The sequence below is a fragment of the Flavobacterium sp. 25HG05S-40 genome (assembly GCF_052654735.1).
The window spans coordinates 1,488,802-1,511,780 of record NZ_CP199750.1; the positions used below are offsets into that span (position 1 = coordinate 1,488,802).

Here is a 22,979-nt window from a genome sequence, read left to right on the forward strand (position 1 = left end):
GTTTTTTAGAATTCTATTCGGGCTTTAGAAACCACTTTCGCGTCCGAAAATTTATCGTGTAAATACTTTTGATAACCCACAATTCCAATCATGGCAGCATTGTCTGTAGTGTACTCAAATTTTGGAATAAACGTTTTCCAGCCGTACTTGCTTTCAGCTTCTTTTAGGGTTTGCCTGATTCCGGAGTTTGCCGAAACTCCGCCACCAATCGCAATTTGAGTTATTCCTGTTTGGGCTACAGCCAGCTTCAACTTATCCATTAAAATTTCAATAATGGTATCTTGCACTGACGCACAAATATCTTCTTTGTTTTCGGTTATAAAGTTTGGATTCTCCAAAACATTTTTCTGAATAAAATACAGAATTTGGGTTTTCAATCCGGAGAAACTAAAGTCCAAACCATCAACTTTAGGCTTGGTAAACGGAAACCTTTTCGGATTACCGTCTTTTGCAAATTGGTCTATCAAAGGACCCCCAGGATAGGGGAAACCTAATATTTTGGCCGTTTTATCAAACGCTTCACCAACGGCATCATCGGTCGTTTCACCAATGATTTCCATGTGGAAAAAGTCATGTACTTTGACAATTTGGGTATGTCCACCAGAAATGGTCAATGCCAAGAAAGGAAATTCAGGTTTGTCAAAGCCTTCTTCATCGATGTAATGCGCCAAAATATGAGCGTGCATGTGGTTTACAGCTACTAACGGAATATGCAACGCCATGGCTAACGATTTGGCAAAAGAGGCTCCCACTAAAAGAGAACCCATTAATCCCGGACCTTGAGTAAAAGCAATGGCTGAGAGCTGGTTTTTGGTGACATTTGCTTTTTTTAAAGCGACATCAATTACCGGAACAATATTCTGCTGGTGTGCTCTTGAAGCCAATTCGGGTACAACACCGCCATATTCCTCGTGAATACTTTGTCGGGCTACAACATTGGAAAGTACTTTGTCATTTCTTAAAACCGCAGCAGCAGTATCATCACATGAACTTTCAATAGCCAATATAAAAACTTCTTCTGTATGCATAAAAGGCGCAATTTTTGAATTATATTTGACAGTCGATCTGAGAAAATCAAATGTAAAGATTTTTACAAAGGTAATTTTCTTTCCCAAGTCAGAATAATAATTGGAGCAAATTAAAACAAATAAGGGTTTTAAAAAATTTAGAAAAATACTTTTTCGCACTATTATTGCGCTGATTCTCCTATTGTTGTTGATCAGTATTGCACTGTCTTTACCAGTGGTGCAAACCAAAATTGCGCATTATGCTACCGACAAACTCAACAAGGAATACGGCACCAACATCAATATTGACGAAGTTGCCGTAACTTTTTTTGGTGGCGTTAAACTCAAAAAAGTCCTGATTTTAGACCATCATAACGACACGCTGATTTTTTCTGAAAGGATTAAAACTAGTGTGCTTGATTTTAAAAAGTTGGTGGACGGACAATTATTTTTTGGCGATTTGCGTCTAGATAGTTTTTATCTTCAAATTATCCATTATAAAGGCGAAAAAGAAACCAATCTGGATAAGTTTGTGGCAGCATTTGATGATGGAAAAAAAGCCAGTGGAAAGTTTTTAATGACTTCCAAAAATATTTACCTCACCAAAAGTCGTTTTGCAATGTTGGATTATAACAGAGCGAATCCAAAAGATGTTGATTTTACTAAACTAGAGGCGCATCTGAAAGATTTTAAAATCCATGGTCCGGATGTTACCACTCAGATTGACAGAATGGCTTTCCATGACCATCGTGGTGTGCAAGTAGAGAATTTGAAGGCTGGATTTGCCTACACCAAAAAGAGCATCACGCTTGATAAATTACACGTTTCTACAAAAGAATCGTATTTAAATGGTCGTGTAGTATTAAGTTATAACAGAGATAACAAAGACTTTAGCGATTTTAATAACCGTGTCAAGTTTGACGTAGCCATCGATAGCTCCACTTTGGCAACCAATGATATCCGTTATTTTTATAGTGAATTGGATAAAAATCAGCGCTTTTCCCTAAAATCAAAAGTCAAAGGAACACTGAATAATTTCTATGCTACGAATCTTGATTTAAGAGATTATAAGTTCTCAACCATCAAAGGCGATGTTAATTTCAAAAACCTTTTTCCGAGAAGTCCGGGTAAATTTTATATGAAAGGAAACTTTAGGCGGATTTCCTCTAATTATGCCGATTTAACCAAGCTATTACCCAATATTTTAGGAAAAAAACTTCCGACATCTTTACAAAAACTGGGGCAATTTAATTTTGTTGGAGATGTAGAATTGACGCAGCAATATATCAACGCCGATTTTATGATGAATACGGCACTGGGAATCATCGAGTCGGATTTACACATGTCTCATATTGATAATATCGACAATGCCAAATACCATGGAAATATCATTTTGGATGCTTTTGATATTGGTGCTATGCTCAATGATAAAAGTATCGGAAAAGTGAGTATGAATTTGGATGTAGACGGAAAAGGATTTACACAAAAGTACCTCAATACTTCTTTTGTTGGGGATGTTTTTCAGTTGAAATACAACGGTTATAATTATACCAAAATTATCGTAGACGGAAGTTTCAAACAGCCCATTTTTAAAGGAAAATTTTATATAAATGATCCTAATCTTTTTATGGATTTTAACGGTATTTTGGATTTGTCTAAAAAAGAAAATGTGTATGACTTTCATTCCAAAATTGATTACGCGAATTTGGTGAAGCTGAATTTTATAAAAGATTCTATTTCTGTGTTCAAAGGTGATATTAGGGTACTAGCTACTGGAAATTCTTTTGATAATCTGAAAGGAGATTTGGTACTAAGCAATGCGTCGTATCAAAATAAAAAAGACCTGTATTTCTTGGACTATCTCACGGCTTCCTCGGTTTTTGACGCCAATGGTGAAAGAGCCATTACGATAAGCTCTCCAGACGCGATTGAAGGTTCTGTTATTGGTAAATACAAGTTCAATCAATTGCAAAAAATGGTAGAAAACTCATTGGGAACTTTTTATGCCAATTATAAGCCTAATAAAGTTTTACCGAATCAATATCTGAAATTTGATTTTGATTTGAACAGTAAGATTATTGAGATTTTTAACCCCGATATTTCATTAGCCAAAAGCACGAAACTGAAAGGAAACATCAGCTCTGACAGTAAGAATTTCAAACTTGATTTCATATCGCCTCAAGTCATTGCATATGAAAATACGTTTGATAATATTTTGATTCAGGTGGACAATAGAAATCCACTATACAACGCCTATGTTCAATTAGATTCGATAAAAACGAAGCATTATAAAGTGCGTGATTTTAGTATGATTAATACGTTTTCAAACGATACGCTACAGTTCAGAACCGAATTCAAAGGCGGTAAAAACGGCAATGATTTTTACAATCTGAATTTTTATCACACCATTAATAATGACAACAAAAATGTAGTTGGTTTTAACAAATCGGAATTGCAGTTCAAGGATTATTTGTGGTTTTTGAATGAAAATGAAAGTACAGACAACAATAAGATTGTGTTTGATAAAAAGTTGAGCAATTTCTCTTTTCAGGATTTAATCGTTTCGCATGGTAACGAGCGTATCAATTTTGTGGGTTTATGGAATGGCCAGAAAAATAAGGATTTACAGTTGACTTTTGAGAATGTCAATCTGAATAAGGTCACACCCGATGTGGAGAAATTTAAATTTGATGGAAATCTGAACGGGAAAATCAATTTCAAACAAAACAACACTATTTTTCAGCCTACGTCAACGCTTCGGATTGATAGTCTTAAAGTCAATGATATTGCCTTGGGCAAGTTGAATTTAGATATAGAAGGCGATGAAAGTCTGACCAAATTTTATTTGAATTCCAATCTGGAAAACGAAAATGTAGAAGCCTTTAGTGCCAAAGGAGATATCCAAATTGTAGATAATCAAACGTTATTGGACATCGATTTGAATTTTGATAAATTTAATCTTGGCGTTTTAGGCAAAATTGGTGGCGATGTTATAACAAACATCAGAGGATTTGCCTCTGGTAATGCAAGAATTGATGGCAATTTTAATGAACTCGATTATAACGGAAGACTTTTTATCAATAATGCTGGATTGACAATTCCGTATTTGGGTTGTGATTATGTTTTTGATGCGAATTCGATTGTAGATGTTACCGAAAGTAAATTTATCATCCGAGAGACTGATATTACCGATACTAAGTTCAAAACCAAAGGAAGTCTGAGTGGTTTCATCAAGCACAAACAATTTGGCGATTGGCAATTGGATTTAGCCATCAATTCGAACAGATTGTTGGCCTTAAATACAGTTGATCAGGAAGATGCAGCCTATTATGGAACGGCGTTTATGGATGGTTCAGCCACAATAAAAGGACCTACAGAAAATCTAATGATTAAAGTGGATGCCGAATCCGCCAAAGGAACCGACATCAAAATTCCGATTAATGATGCTGAAGCTGTTGAGGACAGCAAATACATTCATTTTGTTACTCCAGAAGAAAAAGCCAAACGCTTAAAAGATAATATCATCCAACCCAAAAACACGAACGGATTAGAGTTAGCGTTTAACTTTGAAATTACTGAAATAGCCAACATAGAAGTGATTTTAAATAGGGAAAGCGGTCACGGAATGAAAGGTAAAGGAAACGGTACACTTTTATTCCGAATCAATACTTTAGGGAAGTTTGAAATGTTTGGCGATTTTTCGGTGGTTTCCGGGTCGTATAATTTCAAATATGGCGGTCTAATCGGTAAAGATTTTAAAGTTAAAAAAGGAGGCTTTATCAACTGGTCCGGTGATCCAATGGCGGCTACACTTAATTTAGAAGCCATATATACCACTACTGCAAATCCGGCAGTGCTGATTGATAATCCATCGTTTAACAAAAAAGTAGATGTCGAGGTAGTCATTGGAGTCAAAGGTAGTCTGACCAATCCAGAACCCGATTTCAACATCAATTTCCCAACCATTGGAAGTTCTTTAAAATCGGAATTACAATACAAATTAGATGATAAAGATACCCGTCAAACGCAAGCTTTATACTTGCTTTCTACAGGGAGTTTCTTGAGTCAGGAAGGGGTAAATCAAAGTCAGTTATCCAATAATTTGTTCGAAAAGGCCAGTAGTTTATTTAGTGACATCTTTTCGGGAGATAATGATAAAATTTCTATTGCACCCGAATATGTGGTGGCAGATAGAACGCCCGGACAACAAACCGATGGGCGTTTTGGAGTAACCGTATCCTCTAAAATAAACGATAGAATTACCGTGAATGGTAAAGTAGGTGTTCCAATTGGAGGCATTACCGAAACAGCTATCGTTGGCGATTTAGAAGTACAGTATCGCGTAAATCCTGATGGAACGCTGAATTTGAGAGTGTTTAACAAAGAAAACGATATTACCTTTATCGGTCAAGGAATTGGCTATACACAAGGAATCGGAATGTCATATGAAGTTGATTTTGATACATTAAAGGAATTGGTCAATAAGATTTTTAAAAATGCCAAAATAGAAAAAGTACCTACAAACAGTCAACTACACGATGATTCTCTTCCTGAAAACCTCCGTTTCAAAGGAAATAAAGACAAAAAGGAAGATAAAAAAGAGGTGCCATCGCAAAATAAAGAAGCGGTTCCAACCGATGAATAGATAGGATTTCATCTCTTAAAATTTAATAACCCAAAAACTTATCAACGAAAACGATTGAATTTGACCTGTTATTATTAATATAGTAATAAAGTGGGTTAAACAATGGTTGTTGTTTGCTAATTTTACATTTTAATACTTAAAAAAATGTCAAAAACGATAAAAAAAATAGGTGTTTTAACTTCTGGAGGTGATTCTCCCGGAATGAATGCAGCCATTCGTTCTGTAGTGAGAACTTGTGCCTATCACAATATTGAATGTATTGGTATTTATAGAGGCTATCAAGGAATGATTGAAGGCGATTTTAAAGAAATGGGACCTCGTAGCGTTAATAATATCGTTAATAAAGGTGGAACAATATTAAAATCGGCTCGTTCTAAAGATTTTATGACTACTGAAGGTCGAAAAAAAGCCCATCAAAATTTAGTGAACGCTAGCATTGACGCCTTAGTGGTGATTGGTGGAGACGGAACGTTCACCGGAGCTGAAGTTTTTAATAACGAGTTTGGCTACCCAGTAATGGGAATTCCGGGTACGATTGATAACGATATTTTTGGTACCAGCCACACCTTAGGGTTTGACACGGCATTGAACACTGTTGTTGATTGTATTGATAAAATCAGAGACACAGCCAGTTCGCACAACCGACTTTTCTTAGTCGAAGTAATGGGAAGAGATGCCGGACATATCGCTTTAAATGCTGGAATCGGTGCTGGTGCCGAAGAGATTCTTATTCCGGAACAAGATTTAGGATTAGAACGATTACTAGAATCACTTCGCAAAAGTAAAGCTTCCGGAAAATCATCCAGTATCGTAGTCATTGCCGAAGGTGATAAAATAGGGAAGAGCGTATTTGAACTTAAGGATTATATCGAAGAGCATTTACCCGAATATGATATCCGCGTTTCTGTATTAGGTCACATGCAACGAGGAGGAGCACCATCATGCTACGACAGAGTTTTGGCTTCGCGTCTTGGTGTTAAAGCTGTAGAATCAATATTAGAAGGCAAATCCAATTATATGGTGGGAATTTTAAATGATACTGTCGCCTTGACTCCCTTAGAAAATGCCATCAAAGGACATTCAGAAATAGATCAGGAATTATTGAGAGTTTCTGATATCATGTCAACGTAATCAATTACAAATTACAAATCACGAATTAAAAATTAATCGGCATCAAGCCTAAAGCAAATAAAAAAATGTCAAAAGTAAAATTAGGAATAAACGGTTTCGGAAGAATTGGAAGAATAGTATTTAGAGAAACTTTTAACAGAGATAATGTAGAAGTAGTCGCTATCAATGATTTATTAGATGTAGATCATTTGGCTTACTTACTAAAATATGATTCAGTACACGGTCGTTTTAACGGAAAAGTAGAAGTAAAAGACGGAAAACTTTATGTAAACGATAAATTTATCCGTGTTACTGCAGAAAGAGATCCAAAATTAATCAAATGGGATGACAAAGATGTGGATGTAGATGTAGTAGCAGAATGTACCGGAATCTTCACTACAATTGATACCGCTAAAGCCCATATTGATGGTGGAGCAAAAAAAGTAATTATTTCTGCGCCTTCAGCTGATGCACCAATGTTTGTTATGGGAGTAAATCACCTAGAAGCAAAAGCTACTGATACCGTAGTTTCTAATGCTTCTTGTACCACGAATGCCTTGGCTCCATTAGCTAAAGTAATCCATGATAATTTCGGAATCGTAGAAGGATTGATGACAACCGTGCACGCTTCAACATCAACTCAAATGGTTGCTGACGGTCCGTCTAAAAAAGACTGGAGAGGTGGTCGTGCTGCAAGCGTAAACATCATTCCATCTTCTACAGGGGCTGCAAAAGCCGTTGGAAAAGTGATTCCAGCATTAAACGGAAAATTAACCGGAATGTCTTTCCGTGTGCCAACAATAGACGTTTCTGTAGTGGATTTAACTGTAAAAGTAGCCAAAGAAACTTCGTATGAAGAAATCATGGCCGTATTGAAAAAAGCTTCGGAAAATGAATTGAAAGGAATTCTAGGATACACAGAAGACGATGTGGTTTCTCAGGATTTTATTTCTGATTCCAGAACTTCAATTGTAGATGCTAAAGCCGGAATTGGCCTGAACTCAACCTTCTTCAAATTAGTGTCATGGTATGATAATGAATATGGTTATTCTAGCAAACTAATTGATTTATCAGTGCATATCGCTGGATTATAATTTAGAAATAGATGATAGATAATAGACGGATAGATAATAGAATAATATTCTATATCTTCGTTTTTATTTATCATCTTTTTTTATATAAAAACAAATAACTAACTAAACCAATACAGGGAAGGATCAGGAAGTATTAGTTGTAGGCAATTAGCAGTCTATCATCTATCAGTCTATCATCTATTCTCTGAAATTAATTCTAAACTATGAAATTACTAGTTGATAGTGGATCTACTAAAGCCGATTGGATTGCCATTGATGATAACGGAAAAGTACTTTTCACTACACAAACGTTGGGTTTAAATCCCGAAGTTTTAGAAAAGGATGAAATTATCAATCGCTTAGAAGATAAATTTGATATTTCACACAACAAAGACAAAGCAAGCCATCTTTTCTTTTATGGTGCCGGTTGTGGCACGGACCGAATGAAAAATTTCCTAGCCGAGGTGTTTCAAAAATATTTTGTTAATGCTGTAATCTCGGTTCATGAAGATACGTATGCTGCGGTATACGCTACAACCCCAAAAAATGAAGAAGCTATAGTTTGTATCCTCGGAACAGGTTCCAACTGCAGCTATTTTGACGGAAAGGTGTTGCATCAAAAAGTACAGTCATTAGGCTATATAGCTATGGATGATTGTTCGGGTAACCGTTTTGGCAGACATTTGCTTAGAGGGTATTCCTTTAACAAAATGCCTAAAGAATTAGCACAAGAATTTGAAGAAGAGTACAATATTGACCCTGATTATATCAAACACAATTTATACAAAGAACCCAATCCGAATGCTTATTTGGCCACTTTTGCCAAGTTTTTGATTAAGCATAAGGATACCGAATTCTGCAAAAAATACATTTATGCCGAAATGGAAGAATTTGTAGATAATTATATCAAGCAATTTGATAACTACAAAGATATTCCAGTGCATTTTGTGGGCTCCATCGCGTTTTATCTTAAAGACGAATTAACAGAAGTGTTGAGCAAACACGGAATAACAATAGGCAATGTATTGCGAAGACCCATTGATGGTTTAATTGCATACCATGTTTTGAATAAATAGTTGCGTCACTTCGAGTGTCCGCTTTGGCGGGTGTTCGAGAAACTTTATAAAGGTCTACTCACAGTAGGCCTTTTTTCTTTGTGTACTTTGCGAAAAACTTTGCGACCTTTGCGGTTAAATAATCACGCATTATCGAAATAGCCATTATCGCACATGTTTGAGATTAAGAAGAGGACTACTTATAACAGTAGGCTTTTTTCTTTGTGTACTTTGCGAAAAACTTTGAGACCTTTGCGGTTAAATAATCACACATTATGGAAATAGCTATTATTGCTCATGACGGTAAAAAAGCCGATATGGTTCAGTTTATCAATAAAAACAAATCCTTGCTGGCCAAAGAAAACATCAAATTGATTGCTACAGGAACCACCGGCAGTAAAGTAGAAGCCGTCGGTATTAAAGTTAGAAAAATGCTGTCTGGCCCTATGGGGGGCGATGCCCAAATTGCAGCTCGTGTTGCAGAAGGAAAAACCAAAATGGTATTGTTTTTTAAAGACCCTAATTCCAGTCACGCCCACGAACCCGACATCAGTATGTTAATCCGAATCTGTGATGTGCATAATGTTCCACTGGCCACCAACGAGGCTACAGCGCAATTGTTATTGTTGGGTTTGGATGAAATGAAGTAATTTTGTGAAGCTACTTCCCATTAGGACTCGACGTAGCATTATGCTGTAGTTTTCCATCGAGTATGAGGGCAACCGCCTTTTTTAAGTCTTCTAGTGGGATAACATCCGTTTTCCAGCCATATGGATACGTAAAATGCAAATCTGTTTGTTGCTCGCAAAGTACATGTTTATTGCCGCCAGAGGTTTGTATGGTCTTTTCCACCGTGAATACACGTTCTATTTTATCTCCGGCTTTGTCTAAAAGATGTACCTTATACGTCAGATCCAAAACCTTCTTGGGGTTTTCTAAAGATTTAAATACATTCAGTTTTTGTTTGTTCCATTCATATTCATCGATGGAGATCAGTTTCGATTTCCATTCTGCTTCTACGAGTTCCTTGTTGGCATAGGCTGTTTGCAGCTGCTTAAAAACCTCATCGGCTTTGGCGTAGTCCTTGGCTGCATTATACGCTTTAATCAGTTTCGGATACCATTTGTAATCTTTTGGCTTTAGGGCTATCGCCGCTGCATACGCTAGTGCCGATTTTTTATAATTTTGGGTAAACGTATATTCCAGTTGACCAATACTGTGCAAGGTTGTGATATAATAACTATTGTGTTGTGGAACTTTTTCTACGGCTATATAATAGCTTTTTAAGGCTTTTTCTAAATCCTGTTTTCCGTGGTAAATATAAGCCACCCAAAAAAACGGTTCTCCATAGGTATTAGGATATCGAGTCGCTTCTTCAAAATAGTCAAGCGCTTTATCTTCCAGACCCTTTGATCGGTAGATTAAGCCCTTTTGGTTCATGTATTCTTGATTGTTGGGTTCCTTTTTTAAGGCAAGATCAATTTCTTTTATGGCCTCATCATATTTTTGAAGATAGGTAAGTGATACCCCTTTAAAAAAATGAGTCGGCCCATTATCATGTCCTTTGGCAATGGCTTTATCATAAAACTCGACGGCCTTTTCGTCTTTTTCCAGTTGAAAGAACGCATAGCCAACCCTGTACAACTCTTCGCCATTCAGTGTGCTGTCGTTTTCTCCCAGTTTGCTAAGTGCTTCATAATCTTTGTTATTGTATAACTCAGCAAAAGTGGTTTGCGCAGTACTGACCACGGTATAGAGCAAGGCATTGAAAATCAATAGCGTTACTTTTCTCATAATAGCTTTTTAAGATAGGCTATAGTATTGTTGAGGTTAAGCAATTACCGGGGCAGATGAATTGTTGTGTAAATATATATTTTTTTTGGATAAATGGGTACCTGTTCTTCAAAGTTTGGTCCCGATAGTTGTCCCGATAGCAGAGGGAGCGGGGTTACTTGAAATTGCGTTACCAGCTTTAGCTTTACTCTTGTAGCAGTTCTCTTATCTCGGCTTTATGTAGGTCACTTACTTTTCGGATGTCGCAATATTTATTGAAGTACTCTAAAGCTGTAAATCCTCTGGCATCTCTCGGGTTTTTATCCGCGCCATACTGCATCAGCAACTTTATTTTTTCGACTTTAGAGCCATAGCCAGCCATTATTAATGGGGTCATTCCGTTACTGTTGGCCTGATTTATAGCGGCGCCGTTATGGAGTAAACTTTCCACTATTTCGATCGAACCTGAACTTACTGCATACGAAAGAACGGTCTGTCCTGCCCATCTTAAAGCATTGGGATTGGCACCGTAGCGCAGTAATAGTAAAACTATTGAAGCATTTTCACCAGCGGCAGCCGTAAACAAACTTTCATTTAAACTTTTGATTTTCTTGGTTTCCAGCAAAGCTAGTATTGCTTTTTCGTTGTTAACGAGAATGGCAACATCCAATGCAGTTAAGCCAAGTGTGTTCGGAGCAACATAGTTGACATCGGCATTTTGTTCTAGTAACTTCAGGAACTTTTTGGTTTTCCCCTTATAAATAGAAAGCATTAGAGGTGACCAATGCTCCCGATGTTCGTCCCATCTGTCTTTATGGGCAAAAGCTAATAAGGAACTGATAAGGAATGTGCATAACAATAACTTTCGCATATTGTGTTCTGATTAGATACTGGTTTCCATTATAAGTAGTTATTCCTGAGGTGCTTCCTCCTTAGTCTTATATTCTTCAATCTTCGCCAAACATTTGGTGTAAACTACCACTGTACCGGCAACCCAATCGCTTATACTTCTGCTTCGACTGTTTTTCCATACAAGAAGCAGATTGGACAGCGAGTAGCTGTAGATGACTGTTAGCTGTATCCATGAAGGAAAGGTACCAACGGATTGTAAATATTTAGATTGCTCTATCCATGACAAACTGTTAAACGTTGTTGCATCTGCCGATGCCATAGCAAAACATTGCACTACAAAGGCAAACAATCCCATGAAGAGCATGGGTAGGTGTTTTAAAAAAGCATCGCGATAGGATAGTGCTGACCCATCCAATTTTAAAATTGTTAGTCCCATAACCCGTTTTCCCGGAGTAGCACCATAACGCATGGGTAGATAGAGGTAGTAGCCCAAGATAATCAGTTGTGTGATCACAAACGTATAATAGAAGTTATACAAATCCATACTATTAAAATACATCATTACAATTGTTGCCGGAGCCAGAAATACACCATCTAAAAGTCCGGCAGCGATGCGTTCGCCCAGATTTCCGTAGAGGCTGTAATTGGGATTGTCGATGTAAAGAGGGATTTTGTTGGTGGTCATGGTTTATGGTTTATGCTTCCCGCGTAGGCGGGAATCTGTTCTTAATTAACTGTGTTTTGTCAAGCAAGCTCTCTAGACCTGCGCAATCGGGCTCAAGTTACTATTTTTTGGTTACTATTTTTTTTCACCATCCAAATTACTAAGGCAATGCTACCCATCAAAGCAATCAATGCAGCACCTACTTTTACAGAAGTCATTTCTGAAGTGAGGGTATCTGAAAAAAAATAAGGCATAACCGTTTTGAATAGGGTCATGGGGATAAAGGTCAAACTCATGACCAAAGCCAGGAACTGGGGTGCTGTTCTTTGCGTGATTAAACCGTAAATAACAGGGGCCATTACTAACTCGGCCATACTTAAAAGAAGTAGCACTATCGCCATGATTCCGATACTCCCTTGCGATACCGGAAGTGCAATGAACAAGGCAGTAACCAAACCAAGTGCGGCTAGGAACAGTCCAATAGCTAATTTCAGACTTCGGTTCACGTAATAAAAAGAATAGACTACCGCCACCATAATCCCTAAAATGATACTCAAACCAGACGAAAGCGTTTGCCAAAACACTGGAGTGTAGTTCGAATTAACATCGGCTATTTTCATCTGAAGGTAATAGAGGTTATCATAGGATTGGTCATATAAATACCAAAAAAATCCCACTCCGAGTATGGTTGTTACAATGACAAGGGCACTGTAGGCGTTATTATATTTCGAGGCAGGTTGTACCGTATTGGAAGTGCTATCGTTAGCAAAAAAAGCCAGTAACGTAGCGCCCAGCATGAGTACACCACTGATTACAAATCCTGTAGTAAAGTTTTGAAAACCAAACAGCGAAATGACCAAAATACCTAATGCGGCTCCGGCATTAATAAGTACATAAAGTAGGGAAAAGCCTCCATCGGTAAGCTCGGGTTTGTCATAAAATTGTTTGCCGAAACGCGCCAGTAGGTTAGGAGTGTAGAGTCCGCTGCCAAGTAGGATAAGACCAATACCACTAAAAAAAAGCGCTTTACTCGGAATACACAACACAAAAAAGCCCAAGGTCATCAGAATCGCTCCTGCTAAAAGTGCTTTTCTGTTGCCGAGTACAAAATCGCCAAAAATAGCACCAATGACACCGGCAGCTATGAAGCTTGGAATAAACCAACCATACATTTGCAGGGTATCCGATTCTGAAATGGCAAAAGCACCATTAATCATATACAGTACGATGATACTCCTCATGCCATAATAAGCCCCTCGTTCCAACGCTCTGGAGGCGGCATACATAAAAATGGTTTTGTTGTATTTGGGCGGGCTTGTTGTTTTGCTCATATTGTGGTTTGTCTTTATTCTAAGATTCTGAAGACTTTGTGGAGTGGGTTAGTTATTTGGATAGCATGGATTTATTTTACGATATTTACAGCATACATTTTCCAGCCAGTATTCTTTTTTATCCTTGTTTTTTTCAAAAAGGTGCGCGTTTAATATCGTAATTTCCCATTTCCACATCTGACGATCACGAATTTCGATATCGTATTCTTTATCGTCGAACCAACTATCACTTGGTACTTGAGGACAAATTTCGGCAACATAAAGTTTCTCGCCAAATCTCTTAATATCTTCGGAGTTTGTTAGCGTAATTTCTATAACAACAGCAATTTTAGTTGGATATTGATCACCGCAATCTCTTTTAAAAGTGTCGTTTTTTTCTAGTTTCCCTTTAATTATATAACAATTCAGATTGTCTTGAGCCTCTGATTGGAGACAAAACAAGATACTAAATAGTAAAAGAGTGTTTCTCATAGTTGCTGTTAAATAGCATATAGTTTTTACTTTCCTATTTATGCTATAGCTAATATACAAATTAGATTACAAAAAATTTGGTAAATAGTATTAATCCCAAAGTATGAGGACTTTGCGGAGCGGGGGTTAAGCCCTCCACTCACTAAACTGTCCTTCTGCCTGCTCCATAATCTCAGCCAAAATATCATTTAGCTCTTCTATTTTTACTTTACCTCGGAGTTCTTTTTTGACCGCTAGGCGAATTGCTGCTTTGGCATCTTCCTTATTCATCCAATCTATTTGCAGATTGCTTTTTACCGCTTTTACTACGTTATGAACTACCTCTTGAATCAATCCGGTTTGGTTGATGATTTCTTTTTTAGAAGCTAGAATGTCATAAAAGGCTAACTCTTCATCACTCAATCCCAATTCCTTAGTTCTGTGGTCTTCTTCTTGTAATTGTTTGGCCCGTTCTATCAGTTCAGCTATGGTAGTATAGGAATCAATGGCGTTCTTGTGATAGTTCTCTAATACTTTTTCTAATTCCTCTTTAAGTGAAGTATACTTTTTAATGTTTTTGTGCAGTCGTAACTTTACCTCATCAAGTAAGATGGCTTTTAATAACGCTATTTTAATGTCAATGCTATCTTTTTCTTGTTTGGCTCCCAAAAGAAATTCTTCATTCAGTATAGATATGTCAGCACGCTCTAATCCTGCCATGGCAAAAACATCTACTATGTCGTCTGACTCTATGCTACGGCTGATTAAATCTTTTATTTGCTCTTTCTGATTGCCTTTGGTTCCTTTTACCGTTTTTGCATTTCTAATAGCTTTTGACAGATGTTGCATAAACAAAACATCTACTGCAAACTCTTGTATTTCAGGTTGCGATTTTACGATTGACAGTAAACCTGTAAGTTTCTTTTCCTCTAGCATAAACAGATTGGATTCCTCATCATATTTTATAATACTGTTCAAGGCTTTCCTAACCAACAGTACTTTATCCCCATCACGTAAACCTTTCCAATTAGCATAGTCTATTGCTTCGGGTAGTAATGATTTACAAATTGCTATTTGATTGTAAAACATTTCTAAAGCCTGTCGGATATCAATGGTAGGTTTGCCTTTACCACCACCTCCTGTATATTTATTGGTTGCCGATTTTAATAAGTCGCCTATACCGATATAATCTACAATAACGCCCGATGGTTTGTCTTTAAATACTCTGTTGGTTCTGGTAATAGCCTGCATTAAACTATGTCCTTTCATGATCTTGTCGATGTACATCGTATGTACACATGGAGCGTCAAAACCAGTCAACCACATATCGCGGACAATTACTATTTCTAAAGGGTCTTTCGGATTTTTAAAACGTTTTTTTAATGCTTCTGCAGCATCCTGCGTTCTGAAGTGTTCGTTCCATGCTACTGGGTCTTTTGAGATGTTTCCGGTCATTACTACGGCTACTTCAGGGCAGCCTTCAATAGCTTTGAGGGCATCATACATTTTTACGCAATTGCGTCGGCTCATACAAACTACCATAGCTTTACCGGGTAGGGTAGCCGTTCGGTTTTTAAAATGGTTTAGGATATCCTTAGCAATCTTGGTTACCCGTTCTTCTGAACCAGCGGCATCTTCTATAGCGGCCCACTTAAGGTTGCTGTCGTCTTCTACATCAGCGGTAATGGCATCTACTTCGGCATCGAGGTTTTCATTCCACAAATGCAGCTTGGCTAACCTGGGTTCGTAGTATATAGGCACCGTAGCTTTATCGTCTACCGCTTGTTTGATATCGTAAATGTGTATGGTTTCTCCAAATACTTCTTGTGTGTCGGCATCTTTGCTGTCAACAGGCGTTCCTGTAAATCCTATAAACGAAGCATTAGGCAAGGCCATACGTAAATTAGATGCAAAACCACTTAATAATCCATATTGGGTTCTGTGGGCTTCATCAGCCATCACAATAATGTTATCTCGTTCGGATAGAATAGGATGTTCGGTTTCGCCCAGTTGGTTGTCATTGCCCATTTTTAATCGGAACTTTTCGATGGTAGTGAAGATTACACCACCGCTTCCGGCAGATAATAAGCGTCGTAAATCATCTGTTGAGTCTGCATGTTGTACATCACCAACTAAGTCTTTGGCCAACACAAAGTTTTCATACAACTGAAAATCCAAATCACTTCTATCCACTTGCACCACTATTGTTGGATTTTTCAACTCGGGTAAGCTTCTTAGTATTCCGGCATAGATGGCCATCGAGATACTTTTACCGCTTCCCTGAGTGTGCCAAATCACCCCAATACGTCCGTCTCCAAAAGGCTTGATGGCTCTCTTGGCAGCTTCTACAGCAAAGTTCACTCCAAAGAACTGATGGTATTTGGCGCCTTTTTTTGTCAAGGTGCCGTTGTGGTCTTCAAAGAAGACAAAGTTTTTGATATAATTGAGTAGTCGATCTTTTGGAAACAAACCGTGAATCAGCGTGTGCATTTGAAAATCATCCTCAATGATGGTTGTACCGTCTATGCTTTTCCATGCCGCATACCATTCGGTGTTGGCGTTGAACATCCCATGTTGGGCTTCGTTGCCATCGCTTATGATAGATAGGGCATTGAATTCAAACAAGAGTGGAATGTCTTTGGTGTAATGCTGTATTTGATTGAAGGCTTCGGCAATAGTAGTGTTTTCATCAAACCAATTCTTGAGTTCAAACAAGACTAACGGAATCCCATTGATGTATATGATAATATCAGGGCGGCGTTTGTTTTTGCCTACAATACTAAACTGATTCACCACCCAAAACGTATTGTTCAAAGGATTTTGAAAGTCAATCGGGTAGAGGTGTACCGCTTTTTCATTACCCTCAGCATCTTTATATTCATAGTCTAACCCTTTGGTCAGTTTTAAATGAAAAGCACGGTTGCGATACGCTAAGTCGGCACCGGCATTATTACAGAAGTCTGCCACGGCCAAGTGTTGAATTTCTTCAGGCAAATGAGGGTATTGTTTTTGAATAAACGACAACAGTTGCCCTTTTAGAATAACGGCACTGGCATTCTCGGGCAAGTCAGGACCTTTGATATGGGTATATCCCAAGTCAGTGAGCCAGTCGATCGTAGCTTGTTCTATGAGTGCTTCTGTGGTCATCTTTTTGCTTTTATGTTTATCATTCCGTCTTGTTGTAAAACTATAGAGGAATCTTATCTTCTTTGTGTTTGCGTTATGTGATTTCTCCTTCGTCGAAATGACAAATTACACGATTCGTTTTGTCATGCTAACGAAGGACGCATCTCATTATTTTAGTTATTTTTTCCTATTGGCGTTATGTGATTTCTCCTTCGTCGAAATGACAAATTACACGATTCGTTTTGTCATGCTGACGCAGGAAGCATCCCATTATTTTAGTTATTTTCTCCTATTGACATTATGTGATTTCTCCTTCGTCGAAATGACAAATTACACGATTCGTTTTGTCATGCTGACGCAGGAAGCATCTCATTATTTTAGTTATTTTTTTCTATTGGCGTTATGTGATTTCTCCTTCGTCGAAATGACAAATTACACGATTCGTTTTGTCATGCTGACGCAGGAAGCATCTCATTATTTTAGTTATTTTTTTCTATTGGCGTTATGTGATTTCTCCTTCGTCGAAATGACAAATTACACGATTCGTTTTGTCATGCTGACGCAGGAAGCATCTCATTATTTTAGTTATTTTCTCCTATTGACATTATGTGATTTCTCCTTCGTCGAAATGACAAATTACACGATTCGTTTTGTCATGCTGACGCAGGAAGCATCTCATTATTTTAGTTATTTTCTCCTATTGACATTATGTGATTTCTCCTTCGTCGAAATGACAAATTACACGATTCGTTTTGTCATGCTGACGCAGGAAGCATCTCATTATTTTAGTTATTTTTTCCTATTGGCGTTATGTGATTTCTCCTTCGTCGAAATGACAAATTACACGATTCGTTTTGTCATGCTGACGCAGGAAGCATCCCATTATTTTAGTTATTTTTTTCTATTGGCGTTATGTGATTTCTCCTTCGTCGAAATGACAAAACTGGTCTCTAATTGTCATTCCGACGAAGGAGGAATCGCATCATCCTTAACAAAATGCCTATTCAAAAATTCAAAATTTTCATTAAATGCTCTAATCAAATCTAGCTTTTTTTCTCTACGCCAACCTTTGATTTCTTTTTCTCTGGCAATTGCTTGTTGTACCCAAGAGAATTTTTCATAAAAAACTAAAAACTCAAGATTATATTTAGAGGCAAAAGTCTTTATTCCGTTTTTGATATTATTGCGATGTTCAATTAATCTTCTATTTAGATCATTTGTCATACCCACATAATAAGTCGAACGGTATCTATTGGTAATGATATAGACATAGTAGGTATGATAACCTTCGGTATGTTCTATCATTGTATTGTTCATAGTATTATTTTTTATTCGCTTTTGTCATGCTGACGAAGGAAGCATCTCATTACTTTTGTCATTATTTACAGTAGCCCCTTTTGTCATGCTGACGTAGGAAGCATCTCATTACCTTTGTCATCGTTTACAGTAGCCCCTTTTGTCATGCTGACGAAGAAAGCATCTCATTGCCTTTGCCATCGTTGGAAGTATCAACGTTATGTGATTCCTCCTGCGTCGGAATGACAATATACACTCAGTGTTACTCCCTAAACTCCTTTAACCTCACCTCACCGCTAATTAACTTGGGTAATAACGAATTGCGGAGTTGCGTTAAGGATTTAATTTCTCTCAGATTATTGGTTTGCTGTTCTTCCCAATTTCCTACAATAGATTGAAATTCATTTTGCTTTTCAATCGTAGGTAATGCAAATTGAATATGCCCAACTGCATCAAATGTTATTTGCGGAAAAGTACCTGACCGTGATTCCGCAATATTTTGAAATTCAGCTATTGTCTCATCTCTGGTTAATATGCGATACAATAATTTATTGTTTATAAAGTTATTATTTCTAATGACCATAAACTTTGTAGAAACTACATATTCTTGAGAATCAAAATCAACATAAGCAAATCTTTTATTAGCTGGTCTTATCTCACTGAACAAAATATCTTCCGGATAAATAGCTTTTTTTGCCTGACCAGGCAATTCATCGACATCCATATAATTGTTATGCATAAAGGAACCTTTTAAAACATCACCTGTATTCACAAATACGACTTTTTCTTTTCCTTTAAACTTATAACTCTCAGCACGCTTGTAAGCAACTTCATCCAATCGTTTAACCTCCCAATCTTTAGGAATCAACCCTAATTCACTTTCTACAAACTCACCATCTTTAAACGGACCAAAATCTACAAACCAGTGTTTGTATAGTGTCATAGCCATTTCCTCTAAGGTTTTGTTGATAGCTAGGTTGTTTTCGATTTTGTCGTCTATGGCTGATAGGATGGAGGCTATGGATTGTTGTTCGGGAAGTGGTGGTAAAAAATAATCTAAATGAGAGATAGCATCGAATGTTATTTGTGGAAATGTGCCAGATCTGCCTTCTGCAATACTTTGTAATTCTTCTAATCTTTCATTAGATGTAAGTAATTGTAAAAAAAAAATATTGTCAACAAGTTCATCGTTTGATTTAATCACCATGAATTTTGTTGATACAACATAATTTGAGGCATCAAAATCTACCAAAGCAAATCTTTTATTTTGCGGTCTAATTTCACTAAAAAGGATGTCACCATTTAATATTGCCTTTTTTGCTTGTCCAGGAAGTTCATTCGAATTACGAATTTCACTATGCAAAAACTTACCTGTTGATACATCACTAGTATTAATAAATATTACTTTTTTGTGCTTTCCAAAATCAAATCTTCTTGAAATGTTTTTAGAAATATCTCCAAGTTTATATGGTTTCCAGTTGTTTGGCATTTATTTTCTAGGATTGTTTATCTTACTTGCATTTGATATTTTTTGTTCAATATGCCCAATCTTTTTCTTGTCACTATCTATTTTTAGCTCTTGGCTTCTTATACTTTTTTTAATTTTATCTTCTAATGCTTCATTGCCATTAACTTTTAAAGCTAAGTAGATATATAATTTTATCAAAGAAGTCTGTTTTAAAACTCCCATATTCAAGATTTCAATTACTTCATCAATATATTTATGATTTTGTTTTAAGTTTAAATCTATCAATGAAAAATATAGGATTAAAAGTTTAAATTGATTTTCTTTTGAATTTTCTTTGAGTTCTTTGATTTTGTCTATTAAAATAGTTTCCAAGTTATTTTGAACTAATGAATCATAGAAGAAAGTCTGAACAACAATTGGAACAAATTGAGTCAGTAGTTTCATTAAATCTTCTTCAGTGGTTTTGTCATTAATATAATCAAGCTTATTTTCCTCAATTTCCTCCATCAATTTAAAACCTAATGTACAAGATGAATTTAAAATAAATTCAAATATCTCATCCTCTAGCTTAATGTCTTTAAATTTTGAGTTTCTAAATACACGAGAAAGTATAAAAAGAGCTTTTTCAAGGTTTTCAGAATTAGACTCAATTTTTTCATAATACTTTTTTTGTTGGACCTCAGCTAATTTTTTGTTATCTAAACCAGTAATTTCCTCAAAAATGACATCTTGATTTTCTAAAGATATAGGCTTTATACTATCTTTTAAAAGTTCTGGTAACCTTAAATCTATTTTTAATTTGTCTTGAATAATTAGTTTTAGGTGAAAATCAATCTTTTCAAAATCATAGAGACAATTTATTGGACTAAATATTTCTTTTGTTTTTTTGTAAATCTTATTAGCAAACTCGATGTCTCTACTGTTGAAGCCTGCACAAATCTCAAATTCATTACCAAAGGATAGATAGAAATGGCCATCTTCAATTATTTCATCTCTAAATTCAATATTATCCTTCATATAAAAAGCAAGGAAATACTCAAAAACGCCATTGAGTCTGAACGTATAACTATCATCATCAATTTTTCTCAACACACCTTTTTCAATGATAATTTCAACTATACTTTGCACTTCAATTACAAATTTTCTATTCCTTTTTTTGTAATCAGAAGTGAAGTTGATTAAGTCAACATATGTTATTATGTAATTACTTGAATTGTATTCAACTACTAAATGGTGAGCTAACTCTCCAAGGTAGTTTTTAAAGTCTTCAAAATCAATTTTATATATTGACTCTTTGGATACGAAACTTTCTTTATCTAATAAATTATCTATGTATAGCTCAATGAGTTGAAAGTTATTTCTAAAGGTAGCATCAGCATTTTTTTCAAAAATCCAAATAAAAAGTGAAACTGTCCAATAATTATTTGGAATATTAAGTTGTGTGAATACTTTCTGTATTTTTTCAAGTAAAATTTCTCGGCTTTCTTCCGATAAACTTGGCCATTTATTAGTAAGTGTTCTGATTTGAGTACGACCAATATCCCAAATAAATTTATTGTTAAAGAATGTTCCATTAATTGTTTTATTTGAAAATCCATTTAATAATGTTTCTTCAGCGGTGGCAATAATTGAAGCGTTTTTGAACTTGGTTATGTAATCATTAAGAGGAGATAAAATAAGTTTTTCATTCTCATTAAAATTGTCAAGTAGAATTTTAATATGGTAACTTTGACTGAGTTTCTCAGCATCAGTAGTACTTAATTCATAAAAGCTCCTAATAGTTTTAATTATATCGATTTGGTTTTCAGATTTTATTAATTCTTTGCAGTTTATGTAAATAGGTAATATATTGTTTATACTAAATTCATTTAGTGTATCTAAAAGTATTTTATATAAAATGGCTGTTTTACCACTTTTGTCTTTTCCAAAAAGAATTTGATTATCTCTTGAGTTAATTAGCTCGTTTAAAAGTATTTTTTTTGACTGTGATTTTTTACTACCTATATGTGTCATTGAATTATTGTCAATAACCGGGTCTGTAAATAAATCTAAAAAATTACTTTTTTCTTTTTTATCAGAATATGAAAGAAATAAATCATTTGCTTTTTCTAATTCAATATTAAATCTTTTTCGAATAGTTTCTCTAAATCTATTTTCAATTTGTTTTTTTTCACTAATTGGGATTTGTCCATATAGTGGTGTCGAAGAATAAAACACTTCTTCATCTTGTTGATATAGTTTGTTTTCAATTTTTACATTGTAACTTTCTAAATCAATTTCTATTATGGAATATCCTATTTTAGATTTGCCATCTAGGGATAAAGTGGCAGGCGATGTACAACTATACATTCCAATCTCGGGTACAACGTGAATAGTATCTCTTTTTTTATGAGTATGTCCCGAGAACATAAGATGATAATCCTTAAAAATAATATCTTCTAATGTTTGTTGATTCCAATATTTAAAATCAGATAAAGGATGATGTAATAGTAAAATATTTAATGCATTGTCCTTCTTTATTATTTCAAATGCCGTTTTCAAGTAATGAACGGGATATAACAAATTTCCAGAATCGGTATTTGAATCAATAGCTCTCCACGCTGAATTAATTGTGGTTATGTTGATTGGTAAATCTTTCTTCTTTCTTTTATGAACAGTAAATAAAGGATCTAAAATATCTTGATCATTTTTATAAAATGCTTTTTGAAATTTCAAATAATTGTTAAAATTTGCTAAACTCGCTTTTAAAGAACGTCCATCTTGCTTAAGAACATAACCATCTAATTCTTTATCGCTCTTTATTTTATTAATAGAATCCTTGATATCATCTAGTTCTTGTCCTCTATTGACATCATGATTGCCCGGGCAAATAAATACATCATCTTTTTTAATATTCAAAGAGGCTAAAACTTCTTGTATTAAAACTTTATCAGCATCTTCAAAGTCTTTAAAATCTTTTCCACTATTTACCAAATCTCCAGTAAAAAAAAGAAAATCTATATTATTCTTTTCTTGTTCAAGTGACTTAAGCATTGCGTCAATTAATCTATTCTGATTTGGAATAGCTTTTTTTTCATTTGAAAAATGAAAATCAGTTAAGTGTAATATTCTAATTTTTTTCATAGGGGT

At 35.7% G+C, this 22,979-nt stretch carries 15 protein-coding genes; 5 read left to right on the forward strand and 10 right to left on the reverse strand.

The genetic code is table 11. The features are described from left to right. Positions 1–5 precede the first annotated feature (5 nt). Entirely contained in the window at positions 6–1,028 is a 1,023-nt protein-coding gene (gene tsaD, locus ACULEU_RS06390; protein ID WP_445454615.1) for a tRNA (adenosine(37)-N6)-threonylcarbamoyltransferase complex transferase subunit TsaD, read from the reverse strand. A gap of 184 nt (positions 1,029–1,212) precedes the next feature. Here tsaD and ACULEU_RS06395 point away from each other — a divergent pair, with 184 nt between their 5' ends. The 5 genes from ACULEU_RS06395 (at position 1,213) to ACULEU_RS06415 (ending at position 9,540) form a co-directional block, all read left to right on the forward strand. Further along, on the forward strand, positions 1,213–5,652 hold the full coding sequence (locus ACULEU_RS06395) for a translocation/assembly module TamB domain-containing protein (RefSeq protein ID WP_445454616.1): 4,440 nt from the start codon (positions 1,213–1,215) through the stop codon (positions 5,650–5,652). A 144-nt stretch (positions 5,653–5,796) separates the two neighbouring features. After that, positions 5,797–6,783: a 6-phosphofructokinase gene (gene pfkA, locus ACULEU_RS06400; RefSeq protein ID WP_445454617.1), complete on the forward strand. Its 987-nt coding sequence runs from the start codon at positions 5,797–5,799 to the stop codon at positions 6,781–6,783. Between the two features lie 65 nt (positions 6,784–6,848). Next, complete coding sequence (gene gap, locus ACULEU_RS06405) at positions 6,849–7,856, forward strand: type I glyceraldehyde-3-phosphate dehydrogenase (protein WP_445454618.1); 1,008 nt, start codon at positions 6,849–6,851, stop codon at positions 7,854–7,856. Between the two features lie 203 nt (positions 7,857–8,059). Beyond that, complete coding sequence (locus tag ACULEU_RS06410; RefSeq protein WP_445454619.1) at positions 8,060–8,911, forward strand: BadF/BadG/BcrA/BcrD ATPase family protein; 852 nt, start codon at positions 8,060–8,062, stop codon at positions 8,909–8,911. A 254-nt stretch (positions 8,912–9,165) separates the two neighbouring features. Further along, positions 9,166–9,540: a methylglyoxal synthase gene (locus tag ACULEU_RS06415; protein ID WP_445454620.1), complete on the forward strand. Its 375-nt coding sequence runs from the start codon at positions 9,166–9,168 to the stop codon at positions 9,538–9,540. 10 nt (positions 9,541–9,550) lie between these two features. Here the strand turns inward: ACULEU_RS06415 and ACULEU_RS06420 are convergent, their stop codons facing one another. The 9 genes from ACULEU_RS06420 to ACULEU_RS06460 all read right to left on the reverse strand — a co-directional run bounded on the left by ACULEU_RS06420 (position 9,551) and on the right by ACULEU_RS06460 (position 22,973). Next, positions 9,551–10,684 carry a tetratricopeptide repeat protein gene (locus tag ACULEU_RS06420; protein ID WP_445454621.1) on the reverse strand — a complete coding sequence of 378 codons (1,134 nt, stop codon included), beginning with the start codon at positions 10,682–10,684 and terminating at the stop codon, positions 9,551–9,553. Positions 10,685–10,868: 184 nt separating this feature from the next. Continuing rightward, positions 10,869–11,534 (reverse strand): ankyrin repeat domain-containing protein, encoded by a 666-nt coding sequence (locus tag ACULEU_RS06425; protein WP_445454622.1) that lies wholly within the window; start codon positions 11,532–11,534, stop codon positions 10,869–10,871. A gap of 39 nt (positions 11,535–11,573) precedes the next feature. After that, the gene (locus ACULEU_RS06430; RefSeq protein ID WP_445454623.1) at positions 11,574–12,200 is read right to left on the reverse strand and encodes an RDD family protein; all 627 of its coding nucleotides are present in this window, start codon (positions 12,198–12,200) and stop codon (positions 11,574–11,576) included. Between the two features lie 92 nt (positions 12,201–12,292). Next, on the reverse strand, positions 12,293–13,510 hold the full coding sequence (locus tag ACULEU_RS06435; protein WP_445454624.1) for an MFS transporter: 1,218 nt from the start codon (positions 13,508–13,510) through the stop codon (positions 12,293–12,295). A gap of 48 nt (positions 13,511–13,558) precedes the next feature. Continuing rightward, complete coding sequence (locus ACULEU_RS06440) at positions 13,559–13,981, reverse strand: hypothetical protein (RefSeq protein ID WP_445454625.1); 423 nt, start codon at positions 13,979–13,981, stop codon at positions 13,559–13,561. A gap of 126 nt (positions 13,982–14,107) precedes the next feature. Continuing rightward, the gene (locus tag ACULEU_RS06445) at positions 14,108–17,107 is read right to left on the reverse strand and encodes a type I restriction endonuclease subunit R (protein ID WP_445454626.1); all 3,000 of its coding nucleotides are present in this window, start codon (positions 17,105–17,107) and stop codon (positions 14,108–14,110) included. Positions 17,108–18,043: 936 nt separating this feature from the next. Beyond that, on the reverse strand, positions 18,044–18,403 hold the full coding sequence (locus ACULEU_RS06450; RefSeq protein ID WP_445454627.1) for a GIY-YIG nuclease family protein: 360 nt from the start codon (positions 18,401–18,403) through the stop codon (positions 18,044–18,046). A 241-nt stretch (positions 18,404–18,644) separates the two neighbouring features. Continuing rightward, on the reverse strand, positions 18,645–19,871 hold the full coding sequence (locus ACULEU_RS06455; RefSeq protein ID WP_445454628.1) for a restriction endonuclease subunit S: 1,227 nt from the start codon (positions 19,869–19,871) through the stop codon (positions 18,645–18,647). Beyond that, positions 19,872–22,973, reverse strand: coding sequence for a metallophosphoesterase (locus ACULEU_RS06460; RefSeq protein ID WP_445454629.1), 3,102 nt, complete (start codon positions 22,971–22,973; stop codon positions 19,872–19,874). Positions 22,974–22,979: the final 6 nt, after the last annotated feature.